This window comes from Pararhizobium sp. LjRoot255, from assembly GCF_964252905.1.
Classification (GTDB): Bacteria; Pseudomonadota; Alphaproteobacteria; order Rhizobiales; family Rhizobiaceae; genus Pararhizobium.
Map to the genome: position 1 here is coordinate 342,813 of NZ_CAXUPQ020000002.1, position 20,243 is coordinate 363,055.

The 20,243-nt window shown below is 58.7% G+C and carries 20 protein-coding genes, 1 pseudogene and 1 riboswitch; of the genes and pseudogenes, 8 read left to right on the forward strand and 13 right to left on the reverse strand.

What is annotated here, in order from left to right; translation table 11 throughout:
• Positions 1-40 precede the first annotated feature (40 nt).
• A complete protein-coding gene (locus ACSQ2W_RS20655; protein ID WP_436083439.1) occupies positions 41-1,018 on the reverse strand; it encodes a substrate-binding domain-containing protein in 978 nt (325 codons plus the stop codon).
• A gap of 244 nt (positions 1,019-1,262) precedes the next feature.
• Here ACSQ2W_RS20655 and ACSQ2W_RS20660 point away from each other — a divergent pair, with 244 nt between their 5' ends.
• Positions 1,263-2,324, forward strand: a complete 1,062-nt coding sequence (locus ACSQ2W_RS20660) for a LacI family DNA-binding transcriptional regulator (protein WP_436088093.1) — start codon at positions 1,263-1,265, stop codon at positions 2,322-2,324.
• Between the two features lie 228 nt (positions 2,325-2,552).
• On the opposite strand, the gene ACSQ2W_RS20665 is transcribed toward ACSQ2W_RS20660, so the two are convergent.
• Positions 2,553-2,789, reverse strand: a complete 237-nt coding sequence (locus tag ACSQ2W_RS20665; RefSeq protein WP_436088094.1) for a hypothetical protein — start codon at positions 2,787-2,789, stop codon at positions 2,553-2,555.
• A 67-nt stretch (positions 2,790-2,856) separates the two neighbouring features.
• Positions 2,857-3,801 (reverse strand): complex I NDUFA9 subunit family protein, encoded by a 945-nt coding sequence (locus ACSQ2W_RS20670; protein WP_436088095.1) that lies wholly within the window; start codon positions 3,799-3,801, stop codon positions 2,857-2,859.
• A gap of 625 nt (positions 3,802-4,426) precedes the next feature.
• Here ACSQ2W_RS20670 and ACSQ2W_RS20675 point away from each other — a divergent pair.
• The 4 genes from ACSQ2W_RS20675 to ACSQ2W_RS20690 all read left to right on the forward strand — a co-directional run bounded on the left by ACSQ2W_RS20675 (position 4,427) and on the right by ACSQ2W_RS20690 (position 7,203).
• Positions 4,427-5,098 (forward strand): protein-L-isoaspartate(D-aspartate) O-methyltransferase, encoded by a 672-nt coding sequence (locus tag ACSQ2W_RS20675; protein ID WP_436088096.1) that lies wholly within the window; start codon positions 4,427-4,429, stop codon positions 5,096-5,098.
• A gap of 184 nt (positions 5,099-5,282) precedes the next feature.
• A complete protein-coding gene (locus tag ACSQ2W_RS20680; RefSeq protein WP_436088097.1) occupies positions 5,283-5,639 on the forward strand; it encodes a DUF1622 domain-containing protein in 357 nt (118 codons plus the stop codon).
• A 14-nt stretch (positions 5,640-5,653) separates the two neighbouring features.
• Complete coding sequence (locus tag ACSQ2W_RS20685) at positions 5,654-6,130, forward strand: MgtC/SapB family protein (protein ID WP_436088098.1); 477 nt, start codon at positions 5,654-5,656, stop codon at positions 6,128-6,130.
• Between the two features lie 677 nt (positions 6,131-6,807).
• The gene (locus ACSQ2W_RS20690) at positions 6,808-7,203 is read left to right on the forward strand and encodes a hypothetical protein (protein ID WP_436088099.1); all 396 of its coding nucleotides are present in this window, start codon (positions 6,808-6,810) and stop codon (positions 7,201-7,203) included.
• A gap of 28 nt (positions 7,204-7,231) precedes the next feature.
• Here the strand turns inward: ACSQ2W_RS20690 and ACSQ2W_RS20695 are convergent, their stop codons facing one another.
• Positions 7,232-8,014, reverse strand: a complete 783-nt coding sequence (locus tag ACSQ2W_RS20695) for a universal stress protein (RefSeq protein ID WP_436088100.1) — start codon at positions 8,012-8,014, stop codon at positions 7,232-7,234.
• A gap of 53 nt (positions 8,015-8,067) precedes the next feature.
• Positions 8,068-8,128: riboswitch (Fluoride riboswitch) on the reverse strand.
• A gap of 665 nt (positions 8,129-8,793) precedes the next feature.
• Between ACSQ2W_RS20695 and ACSQ2W_RS20700 the strand changes: the two genes are divergently transcribed.
• Complete coding sequence (locus ACSQ2W_RS20700; RefSeq protein ID WP_436088101.1) at positions 8,794-9,318, forward strand: c-type cytochrome; 525 nt, start codon at positions 8,794-8,796, stop codon at positions 9,316-9,318.
• Between the two features lie 88 nt (positions 9,319-9,406).
• Here the strand turns inward: ACSQ2W_RS20700 and ACSQ2W_RS20705 are convergent, their stop codons facing one another.
• From ACSQ2W_RS20705 to ACSQ2W_RS20715, 3 genes are all read right to left on the reverse strand, one after another.
• Positions 9,407-9,595, reverse strand: a complete 189-nt coding sequence (locus ACSQ2W_RS20705) for a hypothetical protein (protein WP_436089010.1) — start codon at positions 9,593-9,595, stop codon at positions 9,407-9,409.
• Positions 9,576-11,114, reverse strand: a complete 1,539-nt coding sequence (locus ACSQ2W_RS20710) for an FAD-dependent oxidoreductase (protein WP_436088102.1) — start codon at positions 11,112-11,114, stop codon at positions 9,576-9,578. Before ACSQ2W_RS20710 ends, ACSQ2W_RS20705 begins: the two co-directional genes overlap by 20 nt.
• 358 nt (positions 11,115-11,472) lie before the next feature.
• Positions 11,473-11,904: a hypothetical protein gene (locus ACSQ2W_RS20715; protein ID WP_436088952.1), complete on the reverse strand. Its 432-nt coding sequence runs from the start codon at positions 11,902-11,904 to the stop codon at positions 11,473-11,475.
• Positions 11,905-12,173: 269 nt separating this feature from the next.
• Between ACSQ2W_RS20715 and ACSQ2W_RS20720 the strand changes: the two are divergent.
• Positions 12,174-12,293 (forward strand): annotated as a pseudogene (locus ACSQ2W_RS20720) (glutaredoxin); the annotation flags it as partial.
• A 551-nt stretch (positions 12,294-12,844) separates the two neighbouring features.
• Here ACSQ2W_RS20720 and ACSQ2W_RS20725 read toward each other — a convergent pair.
• The 5 genes from ACSQ2W_RS20725 to ACSQ2W_RS20745 all read right to left on the reverse strand — a co-directional run bounded on the left by ACSQ2W_RS20725 (position 12,845) and on the right by ACSQ2W_RS20745 (position 18,851).
• Positions 12,845-13,810, reverse strand: a complete 966-nt coding sequence (locus ACSQ2W_RS20725; RefSeq protein WP_436088103.1) for a hypothetical protein — start codon at positions 13,808-13,810, stop codon at positions 12,845-12,847.
• 442 nt (positions 13,811-14,252) lie between these two features.
• The gene (gene tnpC / locus ACSQ2W_RS20730; RefSeq protein WP_436088104.1) at positions 14,253-15,902 is read right to left on the reverse strand and encodes an IS66 family transposase; all 1,650 of its coding nucleotides are present in this window, start codon (positions 15,900-15,902) and stop codon (positions 14,253-14,255) included.
• A 63-nt stretch (positions 15,903-15,965) separates the two neighbouring features.
• Positions 15,966-16,319, reverse strand: coding sequence for an IS66 family insertion sequence element accessory protein TnpB (gene tnpB, locus ACSQ2W_RS20735; protein WP_436088105.1), 354 nt, complete (start codon positions 16,317-16,319; stop codon positions 15,966-15,968).
• On the reverse strand, positions 16,316-16,771 hold the full coding sequence (gene tnpA, locus ACSQ2W_RS20740; protein ID WP_436088106.1) for an IS66-like element accessory protein TnpA: 456 nt from the start codon (positions 16,769-16,771) through the stop codon (positions 16,316-16,318). The genes tnpB and tnpA overlap by 4 nt, the downstream gene beginning before the upstream one ends.
• Before the next feature lie 181 nt (positions 16,772-16,952).
• Positions 16,953-18,851 carry a potassium transporter Kup gene (locus tag ACSQ2W_RS20745; protein ID WP_436088107.1) on the reverse strand — a complete coding sequence of 633 codons (1,899 nt, stop codon included), beginning with the start codon at positions 18,849-18,851 and terminating at the stop codon, positions 16,953-16,955.
• A gap of 320 nt (positions 18,852-19,171) precedes the next feature.
• Here ACSQ2W_RS20745 and ACSQ2W_RS20750 point away from each other — a divergent pair, with 320 nt between their 5' ends.
• Positions 19,172-19,495 (forward strand): DUF982 domain-containing protein, encoded by a 324-nt coding sequence (locus tag ACSQ2W_RS20750; RefSeq protein WP_436088108.1) that lies wholly within the window; start codon positions 19,172-19,174, stop codon positions 19,493-19,495.
• A gap of 387 nt (positions 19,496-19,882) precedes the next feature.
• Here the strand turns inward: ACSQ2W_RS20750 and ACSQ2W_RS20755 are convergent, their stop codons facing one another.
• Positions 19,883-20,158, reverse strand: a complete 276-nt coding sequence (locus ACSQ2W_RS20755) for a hypothetical protein (protein ID WP_436088109.1) — start codon at positions 20,156-20,158, stop codon at positions 19,883-19,885.
• Positions 20,159-20,243 lie beyond the last annotated feature (85 nt).

Genomic DNA, 20,243 nt, shown 5'->3' on the forward strand with positions numbered 1-20,243 from the left:
GAAGCCAGCCCGGCAGCCCGGGAGAACACGTTCGGGAGGGTTACAGACCCATGCCTGCAAGCTCGTCCACGGTGTCCTTGTTGATCGGCAGCAACTGATCTACGATGATGTCGTTGCCGACCGGCTTGATCACGCCGAGACCGGGAATGTCGTCTCCCTCCTTGACGCTCTCGCCCTTGATCAGGCGATCGGCCATGGTGACGAAGACTTCGCCGGCCTGTTTCGGATTCCACATAAAGCCGCCGGAAATCGCGTCCGACTTGATCAGTTTTTGGCCCTGACCGGGCGAGAAAGGCCCGAGGACGAAAATTTCGCCGGTCTTGCGGCGCTCTTCGACAGCGCGACCGGCCCCGATCGGTCCTTGACTGCCGAACGCCAGGAAGCCTTTGAGGTCCGGATGAGCGGAGATCAGATCGAGGGCGGTCGAACGGCTCTTGTCGACGTCTTCGGCCACGCCATATCGTTCGCCGACCAGCTTCATGTCGGGATAATTGGACTTGATGTAGGCGATCGCCGCATCCGCCCAGGCATTGTGGAGGGGAACGGTGAGCGAGCCGACGAACACGGCATATTCACCCTTGCCCCCCATTTTCTCCGCCAGAAGCTTGGCATGCGCTTCGCCGAAGCCGGTTGACGAGGCAAGTTCGAAATTCCAGTCAGCGCCCTTCTGACCTGGCGATTCATGCGTGATGACGAAGATGCCGGCTTCCTTGGCCTTGGCCAGGACGGGTTCGAGCACCTTGGCATCGTTCGGAACGACGCCGATAACCTTGACGCCCTGGGCGATCAGATCCTCGATGGCGCGCACTTGCAGCGCCGGATCGGCGCTGGTCGGACCGATCATAAAGGCGTCGAGCCCGAGCTTGGCCCCTTGCTCCTTGATCCCCGCTTCCATGGCATTGAACCACGGAATGCCGCCGATCTTGACGACGACGCCAACCTTGTCGGCGGCCATCGCCGCAAACGAAACGCCAAGCGACAATGATGCAGCAAGCACTGCGATCATAAACTTTTTCATGTTTCTTCCTCCTCTAAACGTTTCCGCACAGGGAAACACTCCCGGGCCGCCCACTGGCGGCCCCTCTCAGTCCAGTTCAAGTCGACGCGGAAATCGCATCCTCCAATTCACCGCCTCCTCAAGCGGGCCTCGACGTGCACAATCGATATTTCTTTTTTTGCACAATCGATGGTGCAATTAATATGTTTTGGATCTAAACTTTCGTCAAGAGGAAATTGGCACTAAGGAACAGCTGGAGGATTTCATGAAGCAGCAGGGCAAGAAGAAGGCTACGATCTACGATCTTTCGATCCTGTCTGGCTGCTCTGCTTCGACCGTCAGCGCGGTGCTCAACGGGACCTGGCGCAAGCGGCGGATCAAGGAAAGCACGGCCGAACTCATTCAGAACCTGGCCGAACAGCATCAATACACCGCCAACCTGCAGGCCCGGGGCTTACGCAAATCCCGCTCCGGACTCGTCGGTCTGCTTCTGCCGGTGCATGACAACCGCTACTTCTCGTCCATGGCGCAGACCTTCGAAGCGCAGGTGCGCAGTCATGGCAAATGTCCGATCGTCGTCAGTGCTTGCCGCGATCCCCAGGAAGAACTGTCGACCGTTGAAACCTTGATTTCCTATTCCATTGACGAGCTTTTCATCGCCGGTGCAACCGATCCGGATAGCGTCCATGTTCTTTGTGAGGCGGCCGGCATCCGCCATATCAATATCGATCTACCTGGGACTAAGGCCCCATCCGTTATCAGCGACAACTACGAAGGCGCCCGGATGCTGACCGAGGCGATCACCCAGCGTTTCAGCGCCGCCCATCCCCTGAAACCGGAAGAGCTTTTCCTGTTCGGCGGGCGCAACGACCATGCGAGCCGGGAACGCATCAGAGGTTTCCGCGACGTCAAGACAGCGTTGCTCGGCGGCGATACGGATAGTTGTATCCAGCCGACAGGCTACTCGCCGAACATGACGCAAAGGGCCTTCGAAGCTTTCTACGAGCGCGAAGGGAAACTGCCGCGCGGGCTGTTCATCAACTCGTCGATCAACTTCGAGGGCCTGCTCCGCTTCATGGCGCAACACCCCCACGAGACCTTCGCCGACATCGTCGTCGGCTGCTACGACTATGATCCCTTCGGATCCTTCCTGCCCTTCCCCGTCATCATGATCCGGCAGGATAGCGAAAGCATGCTCGCCAAGGCATTCGAACTCATCGAGGAAAGCCGTCCCGCCGTAAAAATTCACCTGATACGGCCCGAACTGGTCCATCCGCGAACGGCGCTGAACGGGCCGCTTGATTCGATCCGGGACGTCGATGCCTAGGCATCAACTGCGCCAAAAAGGCGTGCGCGCTGGCCGGATCGAAACGGCATCCCCGCGATTGAGACTGGACGCCGATTCATGGCCGAAGGGCAAACGCACGGAGTGCGCTTCGCCTATCTCTGCAAGCGGCGGCCACAAGTATATTGCTGCCGAGGAAGCGTGTAGGTCACTGTGACAGCAAGCTTGGCCCTGCCGGCCTCGCCCGCGCGCCAAAGGGCGCAGACGGTCTCAAGGCGCGCGATCGGTAAGAGCGTCGGCTCCCTCCTGTTCGGCGCAATGCGCACAGCAGTAAATGATGTCGCCCTGCTCTACTCCATGTCCGATGATCCGGACGCCGCAATGCGGGCATGCCGGAGCGAGTTTCTGGATCGCGCATTCGAAACTATCGAAAGTGTAGGTTACATCCCCCAGGTCCACCCGGAAAGCCTTGTCATAGTCGTTGCCGCACTGGTCGCATCTGGCCATGGCTGTATCCTCCTGTTCAGTCCGACCAACGTCGCGAACAGCGATAGGTTCCGTCATAAGTTCTGGCTCAAGCCTCGTGCGCAATCATGTGGACGACTTCCTCGATGCCGCGGGGTTGGATGCCCAGTTCTTCCAGGCCCGGCAGATCGCTTGCCGCGACATTGTCACGACGCATGAGATCGACTTGGTTGCGCGTGAGTGGCGCCGCGGGAAGAAACTCCGCAGCAGTCGCCAACAGGCTCCATACCGCGAAGGGCACGGGCACCAGCCTGACTCGCGCCTTGAGTTGAGTGGCGACCTCCTGGACGAGTTCCCGATACGAATAAATGCGCGGACCGGCGCACTCGAAGATCAATGCACCCGTGGTATTCTGCCCCGAGGCCAAGCGGCTCACGGCTTCGGCCACGTCCTCGACATGAACCGGTTGCAGCCGAGTGCCCCCTTCGCCGAACAGCGGGTAGATCGGGAGGAGGCGTACCAGCCTCACGATCGTTGTGATGAACGCGTCGTCGGGGCCTGCCATGACAGCGGGACGGACGATCACCGCGCCTGGAAATGCCGTCTTCACCACGTCCTCACCGCGGCCCCGAGCCCGGATGTAATTCGAACGGGACTTCGAATCCGATCCAATGCCCGAAATCTGGATGAACCTCTCGACGCCGGCATCCCGCGCAGCGGTCGCCAAAGCGGCCGCGGCTTCTACGTGGACACGCTCAAAGGTCTCCTTACCGCGCTCGACATAAAGGCTGACCGCATTCACAACAGCGCGAGATCCAGCCACGGCAGCGGCGATCGAGGATGGATCCAGTATGTCCGCCTCGATCTGCTGAAATGGCCTCTGATCGGCTCTGTTGTCCAACTTGTTCTTGCGCGGATGACGCGAGACGGCACGTACATCGATACCCTTATCCACAAGCCTGCTCACGATCCGCCGCCCAACGAAGCCTGTTCCGCCGAACACCGTCACAATATTCTTGTCGGCTAAATCATTTCGACCATGTTGGTTAGTCATCGTGCTCTCTGAGGTTCTCCTGACTAGCGGCGCGTTTCGTCAGTCGCGTTCTCCGGTTATCGGAATACCCGCATCAGGCGCTTGATCCGCTCGGCGGAACGAGTGCTTCTGGTTGCTCGAATCCTCGGTGGCTACCGAACCTTACGGCAGCGTGCCATTCCACGGCCGGCTTGAGGAAACGTTTCCAACTGGCATCCATTCCGCGAACCTCCCCAAATAGGCCGAATTGATGTCGGCTCCGAATCTGTCGCGGGCGCGAAGTTGGCGCACATGGATGCCAGCTGATCGCGCGATCTCCGAAATGCTCCGATATGAGCCGCCATCTTCTCCTGAGCCCAGCGCCGACGCCGCTCGATCGATGTAATCAGATCGATATGCCACTCGACAAAGCAAATCGCAGCAAGCTTCTCCCCTACCGACACTTGTCGAGGTCTCTGAGCGCCATACCTCTCAAAGAGTATCCAAAAAATGGTGAGAGGCAACGATGAGGTACGAACCACGCGAACGATTGCAAACAGTTGCCGACGTCCAGTCCACGCCGACCATCTATGTTGTGGCCGAACTCACCTCTATCGAAAAGCAATCATATGGCCGCTGATGACAATGGCGAGGAAAGGCCGCCCTCATGAAGCCAATGGACGAAGAGCATCTCGCTGTTTTGCGCAGGCACATGGTCGAGGTGATTGCAATCTATGCCGACCTTGAAAGCGAAGAACTCGGCAAGGCGGTGCTCAATGAACGGGTGATGGCAGCGATGCTGCGGGTGCCCCGGCATCTCTTCGTGCCGGCCCCGGCTGCGCCCTTCGCCTACCAGGACATGCCACTGCCGATCGGCTTCGATAAAACCGTCTCGCAGCCCTTCATGGTCGCTCTCATGACCGATCTCCTCGATCCCCAACCGCATGAGGCAGTGCTCGAGATCGGCACCGGACTAGGCTATCAAACCGCGATCCTCGCAGAACTCGCCGGCCAGGTTTGGAGCGTCGAAATCATCGAGGAATTCGCAAACCATGCCGAAGCTCTCCTGCAGACCCTCGGCATATCAAATGTCGGCATTCGTATCGGCGACGGATCACGCGGCTGGCCTGAGCACGCGCCATTCGACAAGATTCTGGTCACCGCGGCGGCCGAGGAGGCGCCGCCGGCTTTGCTTGAGCAACTCAAGCCTCGGGGACGCCTGGTTATGCCTGTGGGATCCGAAGTGCAGTTGCTGACTGTCATCGACAAGGATGCGACAGGACAGCTCGAGGCGCGGCAACTGATCTCGGTTCGGTTCAGCCAGCTCGAGGCGGTCTAATGTGGGTCAGATCTTCAATCTCGCTTAGCACGGTGCGCCATTCGGCAGATGCGCGATGTGCCGTCGGTCATAAATTTGAGAAGGAAAAGGGCGGCTGCGGCCAGGCCCACGGAAAAGGTTTCGACAAAGCGCCGCATAGCGGGACTCGCGAACTGTCCCATGACGAAACAAGCACCCGGAGCTGATGACTATGGACCAGGTCGATACCGTCCTGCAGGGAACAGCCACAGTGCTGGAAGTGGCGGGGGTCGGGGTTATCGTCGTCGGCGCGCTCCTTGCGTTCGTCAGCTCTCTCGGCAGGTTGCGCAAGGGCGAGGCGGACGCCTACTACAACTTCCGCCGGCGCCTGGGACGGGCGATACTTCTTGGCCTCGAGCTTCTTGTCGCCGCCGACATTGTCGGCACCGTCGCTGTGGAGCCGACGCGGGAGAATATCCTGGTCCTCGCATTCATAGTTCTGATTCGAACCTTTCTCAGCGTCTCGCTCACTGTCGAGATCGAGGGTCGCTGGCCGTGGCAGGGCGGCAGGAAGGAAGGATAAAAGGAGTGCTGCGCATGACCGAACTTCCGGCCGAAGCGCTTGAGATCCTACTTAGGCTGTGTGCCGCAGCCGTGCTCGGCGCTGCCATTGGCTTCGAGCGCCGCGTACATCACAAGGCGATCGGCATCGCCGGCATGGTGCTGATCGCGATCGGGTCGACGACCTATATGCTGCTTGGTCGCCACCTCGCTGAGACTGATCCGAGTTCTCTCAGCCGCACGCTTCAGGGTTTTCTCTCCGGCATCGGCTTTCTCGGCGGCGCCGTCATCTTCAGGAGCGGCTTCGACGTAAGGGGAATCAAAGCAGCGGCAGCCGTCTGGATCACCGGCGCACTCGGCCTTGCGATCGGGACCTCCTATTGGGGCCTGGGGATCGTCGTCGGCATCGTGACGGCGGCCGTGCTTTTCATAGCCGACAGTTTTCCAGACGAGGTCAGGGAGAGGAAGCAGGAGCCGGCGGAACTAAAGGGTGATTTCAGTAAGAAGGACTAACAGTCCGCTTGGGTCGCGCGTTCCGGCCCGGAAGAGGGATGGTCGAGCGACCGGTATCGCCCAACCGGAGCCGCTCCGGCTCATGGGTCAGCCAGGAGGTGACTGTTCATCACTCGCTTGAAGGGCACCGCAGATCCGCTAAAAGCGGCAAGCTCAAAATCCGATCTGGAACGTCTCCTCGCGACATATGGGGCGGGAGGAGTTTCTCCGTGCACCGGCATGCTTCTTGTTTGCGTTGGGCATTGGTCATCCTCACTCTTCGCCGGCGCCTTTAACGCGCGCCAAATGCCTCGAACTGGCCGAGCCGAAAACCATGACGTCCGACGTCAAATATTGCTACCAAGACGAAGAGATCGCCGATGTGGCCCCGTGACCAACGAAGAATGACGAGCGGGTGGGAGCGTTCGTAGACGAAGGCTACGAAGAGTTCGCAAGAAGCGACCGGGCATTTCCCCCGGCGAGCGTCAAAGCGGCCGGATCATGTCCAGGAGGTCTTGATCGCGTCAATCGGAATTCGATGATCTGTCACGTGGAATCAATTCGAAAGACGAAAAACCCCGCCAAAGCGGGGTTTCTTGATGGGCAACTGGAAAGCATCGGCTCCAGAGAAACGGCGGCTGAGGAACCATTGGTTCCGTGCAGGGTTTTCCGAGATTGCATCGACAAGGACACGTTTCGTGGGAACGTACATAGACGAACGCGGCAACCGGGTAGCGTCTGAAGATACCGACAAGGTAGTCGAGGCGACGCCAGTGCAGGTGCGTCAGGGATTTCTCGGACGCCCTGTTCTGATGGTCTTGATCGGCGGCCTGATCCTGGCCGCCATCGCTTGGACAATCGCCGAATTCTACGGCGAAGCGGTCGACAACGACGCCGCGACGGAAACGAAGCAGACGATCACCCAGGATTCGAACGCGGTCGTTACTCCGACAAATCAAAAGGTGATCGACAACACGCCAGCGGATGGCGACAGCATGCAGCCCGCACCCACGGACCGGGATCCCACGGCTGAGAGCGGAACGGGCGGTGACTCGCAGTCGGTTACACCAACCGGGACCGAGAAAACCAAGTAGCGCTGCCGGCAGGGGACGTTTCTGCGATTTAGTGCGACATCAGGACCGGCATTGAAATGTTATTCAGCAGATCGTGCGTCGCGCCGCCGAAGATATCTTCGAAAAGCGGCGAGTGGCCATAGGCGCCGCAGACGATGAGATCTGCGCTCTCTCGGTCGAGGCCGGCAAACAACGCGCTTGTGAAATCGGTCTGCCCCGTATCGCGCCATCCTTCCAAGGCTGCCGCAACCCCATGATGTTCGAGATGACTCTTTATCTCCTGAACATCTGCATTTTTGTCGCTGTAGTTTCTCGCGAACACGAACAGGAACACTTTGCGCGCTGCCTTGAGGATTGGCATCGCGTCGTGAACGGCCCTGGTTGACTCGCGGCTGAAATTCCAGGCAATGACCACCTGCTCACCGAGCGCGTCTTCTCCCGTCCAGCCGGTCGGAAGTACCAACATGGGGACCCCTGCTGTCACCAAAATGTCTTTAGGGACTACTGAATTGGAAAGATGGCGGTGGTCCGGATGCGGCTGTGTTGTTATCAGAAGATCAGCGCAATGGGAAAAAAGTTGCTCTGCGGTATGAGCCTCCGGCCTTGCCGCGTGATATTGAAAATCAAGGCCAGCCTCCTGAACTGCGGTTTTGAACTCATCTTCAATAGCCAGCGCTTGATCACGGCTCTCCCCTTCCAGTGCCTCTTTCGTGCTGACGTCGACACCGATCAGCCTGGCTTGGTGCTTGGCAGCGATATTAATGGCAGTGTGCACACGGGCCGCGGAATCTGATCCTGCATCCAAATAAACAACGATATCTCTGTAGGCCATAACTTCCTCCATTTGCGAACGCACAGGACCGAGCGCTTCGCGGTGCTCGCTTCTCCGTCGTAGGAGTCATCAACAGAATCGCGATTAAAGGCGAACTCCATCCCCTTGGGCACTTAATGCCCATTGACGCTGCAGGTTCCGGACGATTGCAAAGAATTATGGATGTCATTTAATTCGGTTGTGCGATGCCTTTGGAAAGACACGACGACGAAGACTTCGGAAGCGATCGACGTCCATGCATACATGTAACGCTATTGATATTCGTTATCGAACAACGATGCTTAGTTGGCATGAACGAGGCGCCACGACATGGAACACCGTGAGCTTCTAAGCGACTTTGTCCGCCTCCACATCCTGCATCACGCCACAGAGGGCGAACTGTATGGCCAGGGGGATGACTGAGGAGCTTGCTTGCCAGCCATGGCCGTCGGCTGAGCCCCAGAGCATGGGGAAGCTTCCGGAGCGCTTCCAGCAACGCGTCCACCGTATCTTGTTCTCGCTCGTATCCCTTGGTCGTTTGCATCAATGTCCATATTCGCTGCGCAGTGAATAAGCCTGTATTGGCGGCTTGACCTCCGGCAGTACATCGCCGCCACGACTCGGCTTTCGGTCCATCGCGGGTGGCTTCATGTACCTCGACGCGCGGTAGTTCAAGCTGACTGCGGCCAAGATGCCCCACTTTTAGAACTGTAGCGCTGGCCGCATATATTAGCTTATAATGAAATACTCACTCGGATGCGCGCCACCGACTGCGCTCCAATATTTAATCGGAGGTAACGATGTTTCGGTCATCTGTTCGGTTCCTTTTATTGGCTGTCTCTGCATTGATGTTGCAGCCAACGGCAAGGGCCGCCGACAAGCAGTTCACACGGGGTGAATATCTCGTCACAATCGGCGGCTGCAACGACTGCCACACACCAGGATATTTCTTTGGGAAACCAGACACTTCGCGCTTTCTCGGCGGTTCGGATGTAGGATTCGAAATCCCCGGGGAGGGTGTTTTCGTCGGCCGCAACATCACGCCGGACGAGCAGACAGGCATCGGCAGCTGGACCAAGGAACAGATAGTGACTGCAATTCAGACCGGACTGCGGCCCGATGGCCGCGTTCTGGCTCCTATCATGCCGTGGCACGCGTTCGCGCAGCTCACCGATGAAGACGCAGCGGCTATTGCTTCCTTCCTTCAGAGTGTCAAACCGGTGAGCAACCAGGTGCCAGGGCCGTTCAAGCCAGGCGAAAAGGTTACAACCTTCGTGTTCCGGATTTTGCCTCCCGGTCAAACCGCAGCCGGAGCACCAAATTAAAGGGCGATCGCCCTCTCGTTCGTCTCGAAGGACACCTTTGTCGTTTCCAATGCAGATCCCCAATGGCGAACGGTGATTTGGTCACTATTCAGCTCCAATTTTTTCGGCGAGAGTGACGAAGCTGGATCAGCTTGGCATCGACCTTCTTGGTCTCGCGCCACCCGCGTTCGTCTTGCCGTGCCGTGTTCGGGGCAAAGGTGACATAGCTCAGGTGCCATTCTTTACCCGGCGTTGCGAGCCATTTGGCGCCTGCTTCGTCAGCAGGCCGCCATTTCATGCTCCATCGCCACCTCAATCATCAGATTTTCGATGTCGCGGGAAATCGAAGCGGCAGCTACTACACGTCCGCCGTACTTGAAGCGCAGCAGACAGTCCCTGGCGGCGATGTCGCCTTCGACCACTATCTCGTCCCATCGTTCGGCATGGCCGACATAATTGATCCTGACGTCATAGTGCTGGCTCCAGAAGAACGGCACGGCTGTAAACTTTTCGCCCTTGGCGAGCATATTGAGCGCCGCGGTTTGCCCTTGTCTTTCGGCGACCACCCAGTGTTCGACGCGAATGTTGTCCCCGCTACGGGGATCAGGCCACCGCGCAATGTCACCGGCCGCGAAGATCCCCGGCACGCTAGTTTCCATAAAACTGTTCACGACGACGCCGCGGTCGGTTGCCAGCCCCGCCGTTTCTGCGAGTCTTGTCCGCGGTCGTACGCCGATGCCGGCGACAACGAAATCAGCGGCCAGCGTGTCGCCGTCGCGAAGTTTCACGTCGTTGCCATTGATGCTGCTCGCGATCTCCTCGAGGTGAAAAACGACTCCGTTGTTCTCGTGAAGGGTCCGGATGAAGTCGCCCATTTGCGGACCCAAAACACGCCCGAGTGGCTGCTTGTCGGGTGCGACGACGTGGACTTCGATTCCGCGGGATCGCAGGGCAGCGGCGACTTCGAGGCCGATAAAGCTGGCGCCAAGCACGACGACACGGCGGGCAGTCGTGGCCCGTTCAATTATGGCCCGGCAGTCGGCAAGTGATCGTAGCATATGGACATGCGGCTGATCGGCACCTGGTATGGTCAGCCGAACCGGCTCTGCACCGGTCGCCAGCAGCAACCTGTCGTAGGGGATCGAGCCTCCACCAGCGAGGACGACCTCCAAGGTGTGCGGATCGATGCGAACCACTTGCGTACCGAGACGCAGGTCGATCTGGTTTTTTGAATAGTAGCTCTCCCCCCGCAGCGGCACCCAGTCCTCCGGCGCCTTGCCGGAAAGATAGTCCTTTGAGAGGTTGGGCCGATCGACAGGCGGCGCTTCGTCGTCGCTGAGCATGACAATACTGCCTTGATACTGTTCTCGCCGCAGCCTCTCGGCCGCGGCAAAGCCGGCCGCACCGCCACCGACGATGACGATCTTCTCGGGCATTGCTTCGACAGAACCCTCGCTTGATGTTGGTTCTGCACGCTTGCGCTTTCCGACCACGAAGATCTTGCCGTCGCGCTGTTCGACCCGCCAGCATGCCAGCGGCCGGAAGGCGGGTGCGCGCAGAGCCTCACCTGTCCTCAAGTCGAAACATGCGTGATGCCACGGGCAGCGGACAGTGTCGCCGGCCACCAGACCGTCGACGAGCGGACCGTTATAGTGCGTGCAGTGCGCGTCAACGGCGAATATCTCCGCCCCGCGGCGCACAAGCAGCACCTGCGCATCGCCGCAATGGCCGACCAGCTTCCTGCCGTCGGGAAGATCGGCAATTCCGATACCTCGCGCCAGATCCGGCCCAGTTGTGTCTGTGTGTTCAGGAGCCATTCTCTTCTCCTTGGCTATCGGGGCGGTGTCCGCCTCTGCGGGCGTAAAGACGAACTGTGTTCGGGTCGCCCGGCCTTTGATATCACCCGGCAGTTTGTTTGCTGCGTCATCCAAGCAGCCGACTTTCTGCACTTCCCAGCGGTTTATTTTTCACCATCCCCGGTTGTCGTAAGATGTGAAACAGGCGAAGGCCCGTGCAGCCGCAGATACCAAGCGACTTTTGAGCCGAATTTTCAGGCAATCCGCCGTGACAAGCCCGTTTGTCCGCGGTTCCCGACGAGACTTGTGCGGGCTTCCTTTTGCTAGAAAAGAGGGAACGCCTCTAGGCTGCCTTCCCTCCTCCGCCTCATCGACGAGATCAAGCGAAAAATGCGCACAGGCGTGCCCAGATTCCCGCCGTCCGATCAATATGTTTTGCCCTGATATAACGCGCCGTCTTTGCCGCGCTTACCGTCGTGCCGAAATGACAGAAGCAGACGATGTCGTGCAACTGGCCGTCGGAGAGTTGGAAAAACCGCTTCGCCTCCCCGTAAGTGTCGTTCTCCAACCCGGCGGCCCGAAGCAAAGGATCATCGAAGGCGACCGAAAGGGCCGAATTGTCGCAACGCAGTGCCGCTCGCACCCTGGCCGGCTGATATTCGGTCTCAAGCAGCGTCGAGAGTACCCGGTGTGGATCACCCTCGAGAAGGTCCACCCAACGTTGGAGACGCCTATCGCGCGGTAGGAGCTGAGGGAAATCCTGGCCAATCTTGGCAAGGGTCAGCAGTTGGTCAAGTTCGTGATGCTTCATTTCATCCTCCCGACGAGTGATGTTGGCTAACATTCCCGACCAAACGCAGAGAGCGTTCGATCGAGGGCTATAATTTTAGAGGTATGGCATGTACCGGCAATATCAAGAACCACGTCGTCAGCATCGCGCACCCGACCCGACCCCCGACCTGCCGCCTTTCAAGATTGAGGCGGCTCAGCGCTATTCAGCGCGTCGAATGCGGCCTCGTCCTGCTGGTGCTGCGCTGTCGCATGCTCCAGCTCGGCCGCGATTTTCTGACGCTCGCCGGCGTCTACATCGACAGGCGCGAACTCAAATACGCCTGTGTCGGCGGCAGCACCCCCTCGGTTTCATCTCACTCGGAGAATCTCATGTTGATCGCCATGGCGATCTGGATGCTCGTAAAGTAGGGTTCCGACTGCCGAGGATAAGCAGGCGTCGGCTTCACGGATGAACGAAAAAACGATTGAGCGTTTCAGAACCGTGAGCAACTCGTTATGAGGAGAGCATGATGGCCCAGGCCCAATCTAATCCGGCATATCATTCCGAAAAGATAAAATCCGAAATGAAGGCGCTCATTCAGCACCTGCGGAGACGTCGACAAGGTTGACGACCCGCAGTTCAAAGCCTTACTCGAGACGTCTGCGGAAGTCATCGGTGGCCTGGTCAAGGCGAACTATGAGCAAAAGAACGAGGCTGCCTGGAAATCATAGGCGGTCAGGCAGTCACCTGCTGGTGTACGGGGACCTGTGGGCGTTCCTGCAGCATGCGTCGAGGTCAAGGACCATGGTCACAGGCGGCACAAGGACCATGACATCGAAGACAAGGACTTCATCGCAGAAACACGGGCGGTTCGTGCGCAGGATCGTCCCGGAAATCCGAAAGGTCCATCAGTTCACCGTTACCAAGATGGAGCGCTCCGTGGCCGACTGCCGGCGGCGGCTTTCAGTTGCCACCGAGCTCACCGGACGACGGGTTCGCCATGATAGCGGCGCTTTGACGGCGTCGACACGCCAAATCCAACCTCCATCATCAGGCGCGGCGCGTGTTTTGCCAATGTCCCCATATGAAAGCCAAACGGATCCTCGACAAAACCGGTGCCGGCTTTTCCGGTCAACGTGATGGCGCTGTCTTCACCATAGAAACCCAGCACTTCATCGGCCGGATGCCCCACGAGCAGCGTCAGTTGATGCTTGATGCGCCGGCGGTTGTGACTGCCGCGGACGTAGACATGCGGGCCGGCATCAGTACCGACGTCGGAGAGATAAAAGAAGAATTTCAACATCCGCCAATCGTCGAGATCGAAATGGAACTTGAACGAGGCGCGGCTGAGATCGGCCTCTGAGGCGGATTTGGTCGGGAAGCTCCACCATGTCCGGGTCGTGATCAATTTGGCTTCGCCACCGAGATAATGCCTTGCCACGTCGAGAAGCAACGGGTCGCGCTGCACCGCCAAGGCGGCGTCACATTGCATCACCCGCTCGAAATGATGGCCGCTCAGGATCGTGTGGCCGAAGCGCCGCTCGGCGTCTGCGTGCTCGGCGGCGAGAAACGCAAGTTTGCGATCGAAGTTGCCAAAACACGGCGTTTCGCGACCGAACCTAGCGATTTCCTCGTGAATCGACGCCGGCAGCGTGAGACCGGTAGCGATACCTGTTCGTCTAAGCTCCGCCGCGACCGCTTCCGCTCGCAGGTCCCCGAACATCGAAGGCGCAACACTTGCGCTCGATCGCACGGGTTTGGCGGTCAGCCAGTGCGCCTTACGAAACGGCATTGTCCGCGCTAGCAGGAACATCGGTAGCCATGCGGGATTTTCCCGCACATCCGTAAGATAGGTTGGGACGCGTGCAGCCATGCGGCGGAGAGCTCCGCCACTGCGAGCGATGCTTTCCAGATCGTCCGGTTTGGAATTGCGCGTGTTGAGCATCTGATATCCTTGCACCATTACAAGGCTTTGCTGACAAAACCTTGTTCTAATCCCGCAGTCTGTTGGCTACGGCAACGCGGCATTGTTTGTGTTGCAATGCAGCAAAAGTATGATCGATAGCCTGACGATGCCTCCGCTGATCCACGCACAGGGGCTATCTTACCTCTGAGCCGCCGGTTTGCTTGGGGCGTATTGTTCGGTCCCTTGCGTATTGGCGTTCTCATGCGGTTCGTTTTTCAAAATCGATCCGCACGGGGTCCGTCAACGCACGCGATCCTGATCTTCACCACTCATCGGCACCTCATCCTTTTTGATGGTGCCTCATTGTGGCGGATCCCAACGTATGCGGCGTCTCCGCCCCATTGATTATGCGGTTTCACTGGTCAGGTCTTTTGCTTGTTGGCGGTGCTACGAGCACGTCGGGGAATCCCGGACGTGCTCATTATGAGGCTTTGGTCCGTTGGGCATAAGCCCACGGCATGAGGGCGTCGATATCTTTGGCGAGATGACCGTTTGCCAGGCTGGTGAAGAGATCTCGTAGGTAGGCGTAGGGTTCGACGCCATTCATTTTGCAGCTTCCGATCAGGCTGGCAAAGCGGGCCCAGTTTCGGCCACCCTCGTCGTGCCCGGCAAACAGCGCGTTGCGGCGGTTCATGGCCGGGCTGCGTATGGCGTTTTCGACCAGGTTTGAATCGATGTCGACGCAGCCATCATCCAGGAACAGCCGGAAGCCGTCTTGTCGTCTCAGCATATAGGCCATGGCCACGCCGAGGTCAGACTTGTGCGAGACACGCGCGGCCTGAGCTGCCAACCAGGTGAAGAACTCATCAACCAGCGGACGCGACAGGTGTTGGCGGACAGCCCGGCGATGTTCGGGATCACGGCCGCGGATGCTGTCCTCGATCTTGTAAAGAGCGGCGATACGTAGCAACGCCTCGTCAACGATGGGCGAGCCCTTCTTTGGCTTGGCCTTGATCAGTTTCCTGCGGCCATGCGCCCAACAGAAGGCCAGCTTCAACGGATCGCCGCCCGTGCGATCTCGCGTCGCGAGGTGCGAATAGCCACCATAGGCGTCTACCTGGATCGTGCCGTTGAAGCCGTCGAGGATTTCTGCGGCATATTCGCCTTTACGCCCAGGACGGTAGTGGAAGACCACGCCCGTGGGCGCAGATCCGTTCCAGCCGCGATCATCGCGCAAAACAGCCCAGAGATAGCCAGTTTTCGTTGTGCCGCGTCCCGGATCCAATACCGGGGCCGTAGTTTCGTCGACGTAAAGTCTTGAGCTGCCTCGCTTCAGGACAATGGCCATGTGGTCGACAACCGGCGCGATCGCAGCACCCGTTCGGCCCATCCAATCGGCCAGGACCGTACGGTCGATCGGTACTCCGTGTCGGGCCATGACGGCTGCCTGACGATTGAGCGGCATATGTTCGGAATGCTTGGATACGGCGATCTGCGCCAACAGGGCTTCGGTCGGCCAGCTCCCTTCCAGCAGATGTGCTGGAGCCTTGGCCTGAACGACGCCCGCGCGGCCCTTGGGACACGCGTATTTCGGGCGGATCGTGACGATCACCTGATAGCAAGCCGGAATCTGATCCAACCGCTCAGTCTTGTCTTCGCCAATGCGCACCATGTTGCCGCAACCGCACGGGCAAGCAATGCTATCGGGCTCGATCACCCGCTCGACCCGCGGCAGGTGCTCAGGCAGAGCGCGCGCCTTGCGCTGTTTGCGGGGCGCAGCATGGTCTGGATTGGCTGCGCTCGCCGCAATTTTTTCCTCGACGAAGGCGATCTGGGCCTGTGTTTCGGCAATCGCCGTCTCAAGGTCCTCCAGTGCCAGTTCCATCTGCGTCGGATCGAGCTTTTCTGATTTAGGCCCGAACTTCGTACGGCGATAGTCCTGAACCTGGCCTTCCAGCTTCTCGATCAGCTCCTTCAGTTCGGTGATGAAGGCGTCCTTTTCGGCCACCACCGCCTGCTCGTGCTGACGTGCCGCACGCTCGACCGACAGCTCGAACTGCACCGCCGCAAAGGCCTTCAATACCTCTGGCGGAAGGTCCGGGAACTGGCTGAGATCGATCGGCTGCGACATGCAGTTTTATAGCAAACCGAAGCAGAAAAGGCTAACAAAACAACGCCGAACTGAACCCGTGAGTCATCCTGCCGCAGTCGGCGCCGTCGCCCGCCGCGCCATCACACGTCGCCAATCCAGACCTTCGAACAAGGCTTCGTATTGTGCCCGCGACAGACGCATCATTCCATCCTGTACCTTCGGCCAGGCAAAATTGCCCTGCTCAAGAACCTTGTAGATCAGCACCATTCCGCTGCCATCCCATACCAGGATTTTCAGGCGATCCCCGCGCTTCGACCGGAAGATCACGGTGACCCCGGAATGCGGATCGAGCTTCAGCTCGGTTTGTACCATCAAGGCCAGAGCCTGATGGCCACAGCGGAAGTCCACCGGTCGCGTTGCGATCAGGATCGGCAATCGTTGTCCCGCGACGATCACGCTGTCCCTCGCATCGCTCGCACCAACGCGGCAATTCGATCAACCGGCACATCGCCGGGAACTTTCACCACAAGGTCTGAGCCGATTTCCAAGGTCACGATCCCCGACGTGGTCGCGACCGGCTCCAGAACTGGCGATGCATCGGCAATCTGCAACGGCTCTGTCGTAATTGCCAAGGGCACAAAGGCAGGCTCAATTGGCGAGCGGTGTTCGCAAGGCACGGCCGCCATCATCTCCGCCGGCAGCGTCAAAAGACCCTGACGGGCTTGCCGCCGCCAGTCCGACAACTGATGCGCAATAACGTCATGACGACGCGCAACATCAATAACCCGTGCACCAGGCTGGAGGCTTTCCGCCACGATCCGAGCCTTCAAATCATTGGGCCAGCGCCGGTTTCCACGGCGCGCCTCAACCACCTCGAAGCGCCCAACAAATCCGTCACCATCCGCCATGCCAAATCTCCAGCTCTTGCCGGAGCCGTTCTGGCACGGACCTCAATGCTCAGGAATATCCAGATTCAATGGGATGGAGACGGCGCATACATCCCAACGGTGAGGGCTGGGTAACTTGTGCAGCGCAAATGGTTCATGCACGTGGTTCCCATGGAACACCTTCCGGCTGTTCCTCGTGTCGCTAGATGGTAACCTGAATGCCCAGTTCCACGACGCGGCCCGTCGGCAGTTGGAAATACTCGGTCGCGCTGCTGGCGTTCCTCGCAAGGGCGATGAAAACCCTGTCCTGCCACAGGGGCATCCCGCCTTTGACCGACGGTTTGATCGTCCGGCGTGACAGGAAGAATGAGGTCGACATGATATCGAATTTCCACCCCAACTTTCGCGCAAGAATAAGGGCTCTCGGAATGTTCGGTTCTTCCATGTATCCGAACGTGACGATTGCCCGGCTGAACAACGGGTTATAACTCTCAAAATGAATCTTCTCCTCGTTGGGGACCACAGGAGAACTGGACGTGACGACACTCAGGATGACGTTGTGCTCATGCAATACTTTGTAGTGTTTGAGGCTGTGAAGCAGGGCTTTCGGAGCGCCCGCGACCTCGCTCGTCAGAAAGACGGCCGTTCCCGGAACCGTGTTGTGTTTCTTCTTGGTCAGGTTGTTGAGCAGGAACTCTAAAGGAACGTCCTCGCCCTTGGTGCGGTCTGAAAGCAGCTTGCGGCCAGAAATCCAGGTCTGCATCACAAACGCGACGAGGATCGCGACGACCGCGGGGACCCAGCCGCCCTGGGGGAATTTCACGACGTTGGCGGCGAAAAAGCCCGCATCGATGATGAACAAGGGCACCACAACAGCCAGCGCCGCAATGACCCGCCAGCGCCAAATCTGTCGCATCACCACGAGAAGGAGGACCGTCGTGACCAGCATCTCCCCTGTGATAGCAATGCCATAGGCGGCCGACAGCGCGCTTGAGCTTTTAAATCCTATGACAAGCAGGATGACCGAGACGAGCAGCAGGAAGTTGACCTGGGGCATGAAAATCTGGCCAGCCTGGGTGTCCGACGTGTGGTGGACGTGAAATCGCGGCAGCAGGTTAAGATGCATGGCCTGGCTCATCAGCGAGAACGCTCCGGAAATCACAGCCTGGCTGGCGATCACCGTCGCCATCGTCGCAAGGATGACCATCGGCAGGCGAGCCCAGTCGGGTTGCATCTCGAAGAACGGATGCTCGACGTGGCCGAGATGGGTGAGGACGAAGGCACCCTGCCCGAAATAGTTCAGAAGGAGACAGGGAAAGACCAACACGAACCACGCAAAGACAATGGGTCGTCGGCCGAAATGTCCAAGGTCGACATAGAGTGCTTCCGCACCCGTCACGGCGAGAAACACGGCTCCCAGGACAGCGATGGAAATATGCGCATGGTCGATCAGAAACCTGATGCCATAGGATGGATCAAGGGCGACAAGAACCTGGGGGGCGTCAATGATATGCCCAAGGCCCGAGACTCCGAGCGCCAGGAACCAGAGCGCCGTGATCGGCCCGAACACAGAAGCGACCCGTCCGGTCCCGAACCTCTGTACGAAGAACAGCGCGACGATGATGCAAACGGTTATCGCGACGACCCAGTCGGCAAATTGCGGGGCGACAACCTCAAGTCCCTCGACCGCAGAGAGAACCGAAATGGCCGGCGTAATGATGGCGTCCCCGAGGAAAAGCGAAGCGCCGACGATGCCCAGGACAAGGACCCAGACCGGCCGGCTCGGAAGACTGTTCATGGCAAGCGTCATCAGCGAGAGCGTACCGCCTTCCCCCTTATTGTCGGCCTTGAGGACGAAGCCCACATACTTAATCGCTACCACAATGGTCAGTGCCCAGACGATGAGCGACAGTAACCCGAGCACTTCAGTTGACGTTCCATCTGATGACCTGCTCGAGGCATGCAGCGCCTCGCGAAATGCGTAAATCGGGCTTGTGCCGATATCGCCGTAGACGACGCCGATTGCGCCGAGAACGAGGATGCGGAAATTTTTGGGGGCGGCGTGGTCGATCCCGTCGATGGTGCTTCCGCTCGCTGTCAACTTGAGATGCTCCTCGCTCTGCACTCCCAAACGTCTTATGTCGTAGAAAGTTCGAGCGTTTGGCAGCATGCGGAAAAATTACCATAAGTTCCCAAAATGCTGACCCTTGCGTGGCGAGCAAAAACGGACATTCACGCTCTCTGCCCAACAGTCCTGTACGGATTCGTACCGACGCCGTCCGAACGACAAATGAAATGGCGCTTCGCAGGACTGAGAGTATCCTGCCTGCGTGGACGCCTCGAGCAAATACCCTGACGACTCCCCAGATCCAATTATCGCACTACCCGCAAAGAGGTAGCGAACACGGAGGACAACAAGAGATGGCTTATCACGACGTTCTGTGGACCCTCCCGCTGAAAATAACAATGGACTCCGGTTTGGAACGTACCTTTGACAGTGTCTGCGAAGCCTCAGTTTTCCTGGAAAACGAATGGCCGCTCAGGCGAGGAGAATTCCACGATGGCGCCGTCTCGGCTTGCAGACGGGTATTAAACCGAATGACGCCCGCGACGGCAGCCCGCGAGGCGTTTATTGCCGCGTGCCTGGAGGCTGGCATGCCGGCGATAAGGGCGGCGCCGCTGCCCTACGCTCGGTCAAACCCACTCGGAACGCCAGTCGCAAGTCCCTCAGATCGTCTAGGTTGAGAAAGCCCTTCAAAAGTCCGCGTCGGCTTCTTGCCGCGATCACTGCGCCCTCTGCACGGAAAGCGCAAATGCTCCAGGCGACGAGCTGATGAACGACGATCGTGCGCCTTCCGTCAACTTGATCTGCTGACTATCGATCGATGGCGCGTGGGCGCTACTTAATATGACGACAGGCGCCCTGCCGCCGACGGTTTGGCAAGCGGAATGCTTCTAGCTACGGCATGATTGATGAATTCTAAAGTAGTCGCGCGACACGACGACGGCACAGCGAGTTGCTGCGAGTGCTCGCCATACACGATGAAGGCGCAAGGAACACATTCCCGACGCCTTCAAAATCGGTTACCGAACGGACTCGGCCCTGCAATCAGCGCTGAGCGACTGACCTATTCAGCGAAGCTTCACGTTGGCATGATCGTTGGCGGCATCCGTGTCGGTGGCCGGCGTCTGGGTGTCGTGACCGGTGAACGGACTTCCCTGGCCGGGCGCCAAGGTACCGCTGTGACCGGCACTGTTGGTCGTAAAGGCGTGCGTCGTGGAAGATGCCGTGCTGCCGGACTTCAATCCATGCTGTTGCGCCTGGAAAAGGTGATCGTCCGCCTGGGCCACGGCGTAGGTGGAGATCAGCAAGACCGCCGCCGCGGTCATCAAGGTATGGATCTTCATCACAAAAACTCCTTCTCTTTTCTGCCCCACACGTACGACACACCAGCCGCCGCCGGTATTCCCCGATCCTCAATCACATCCTCGT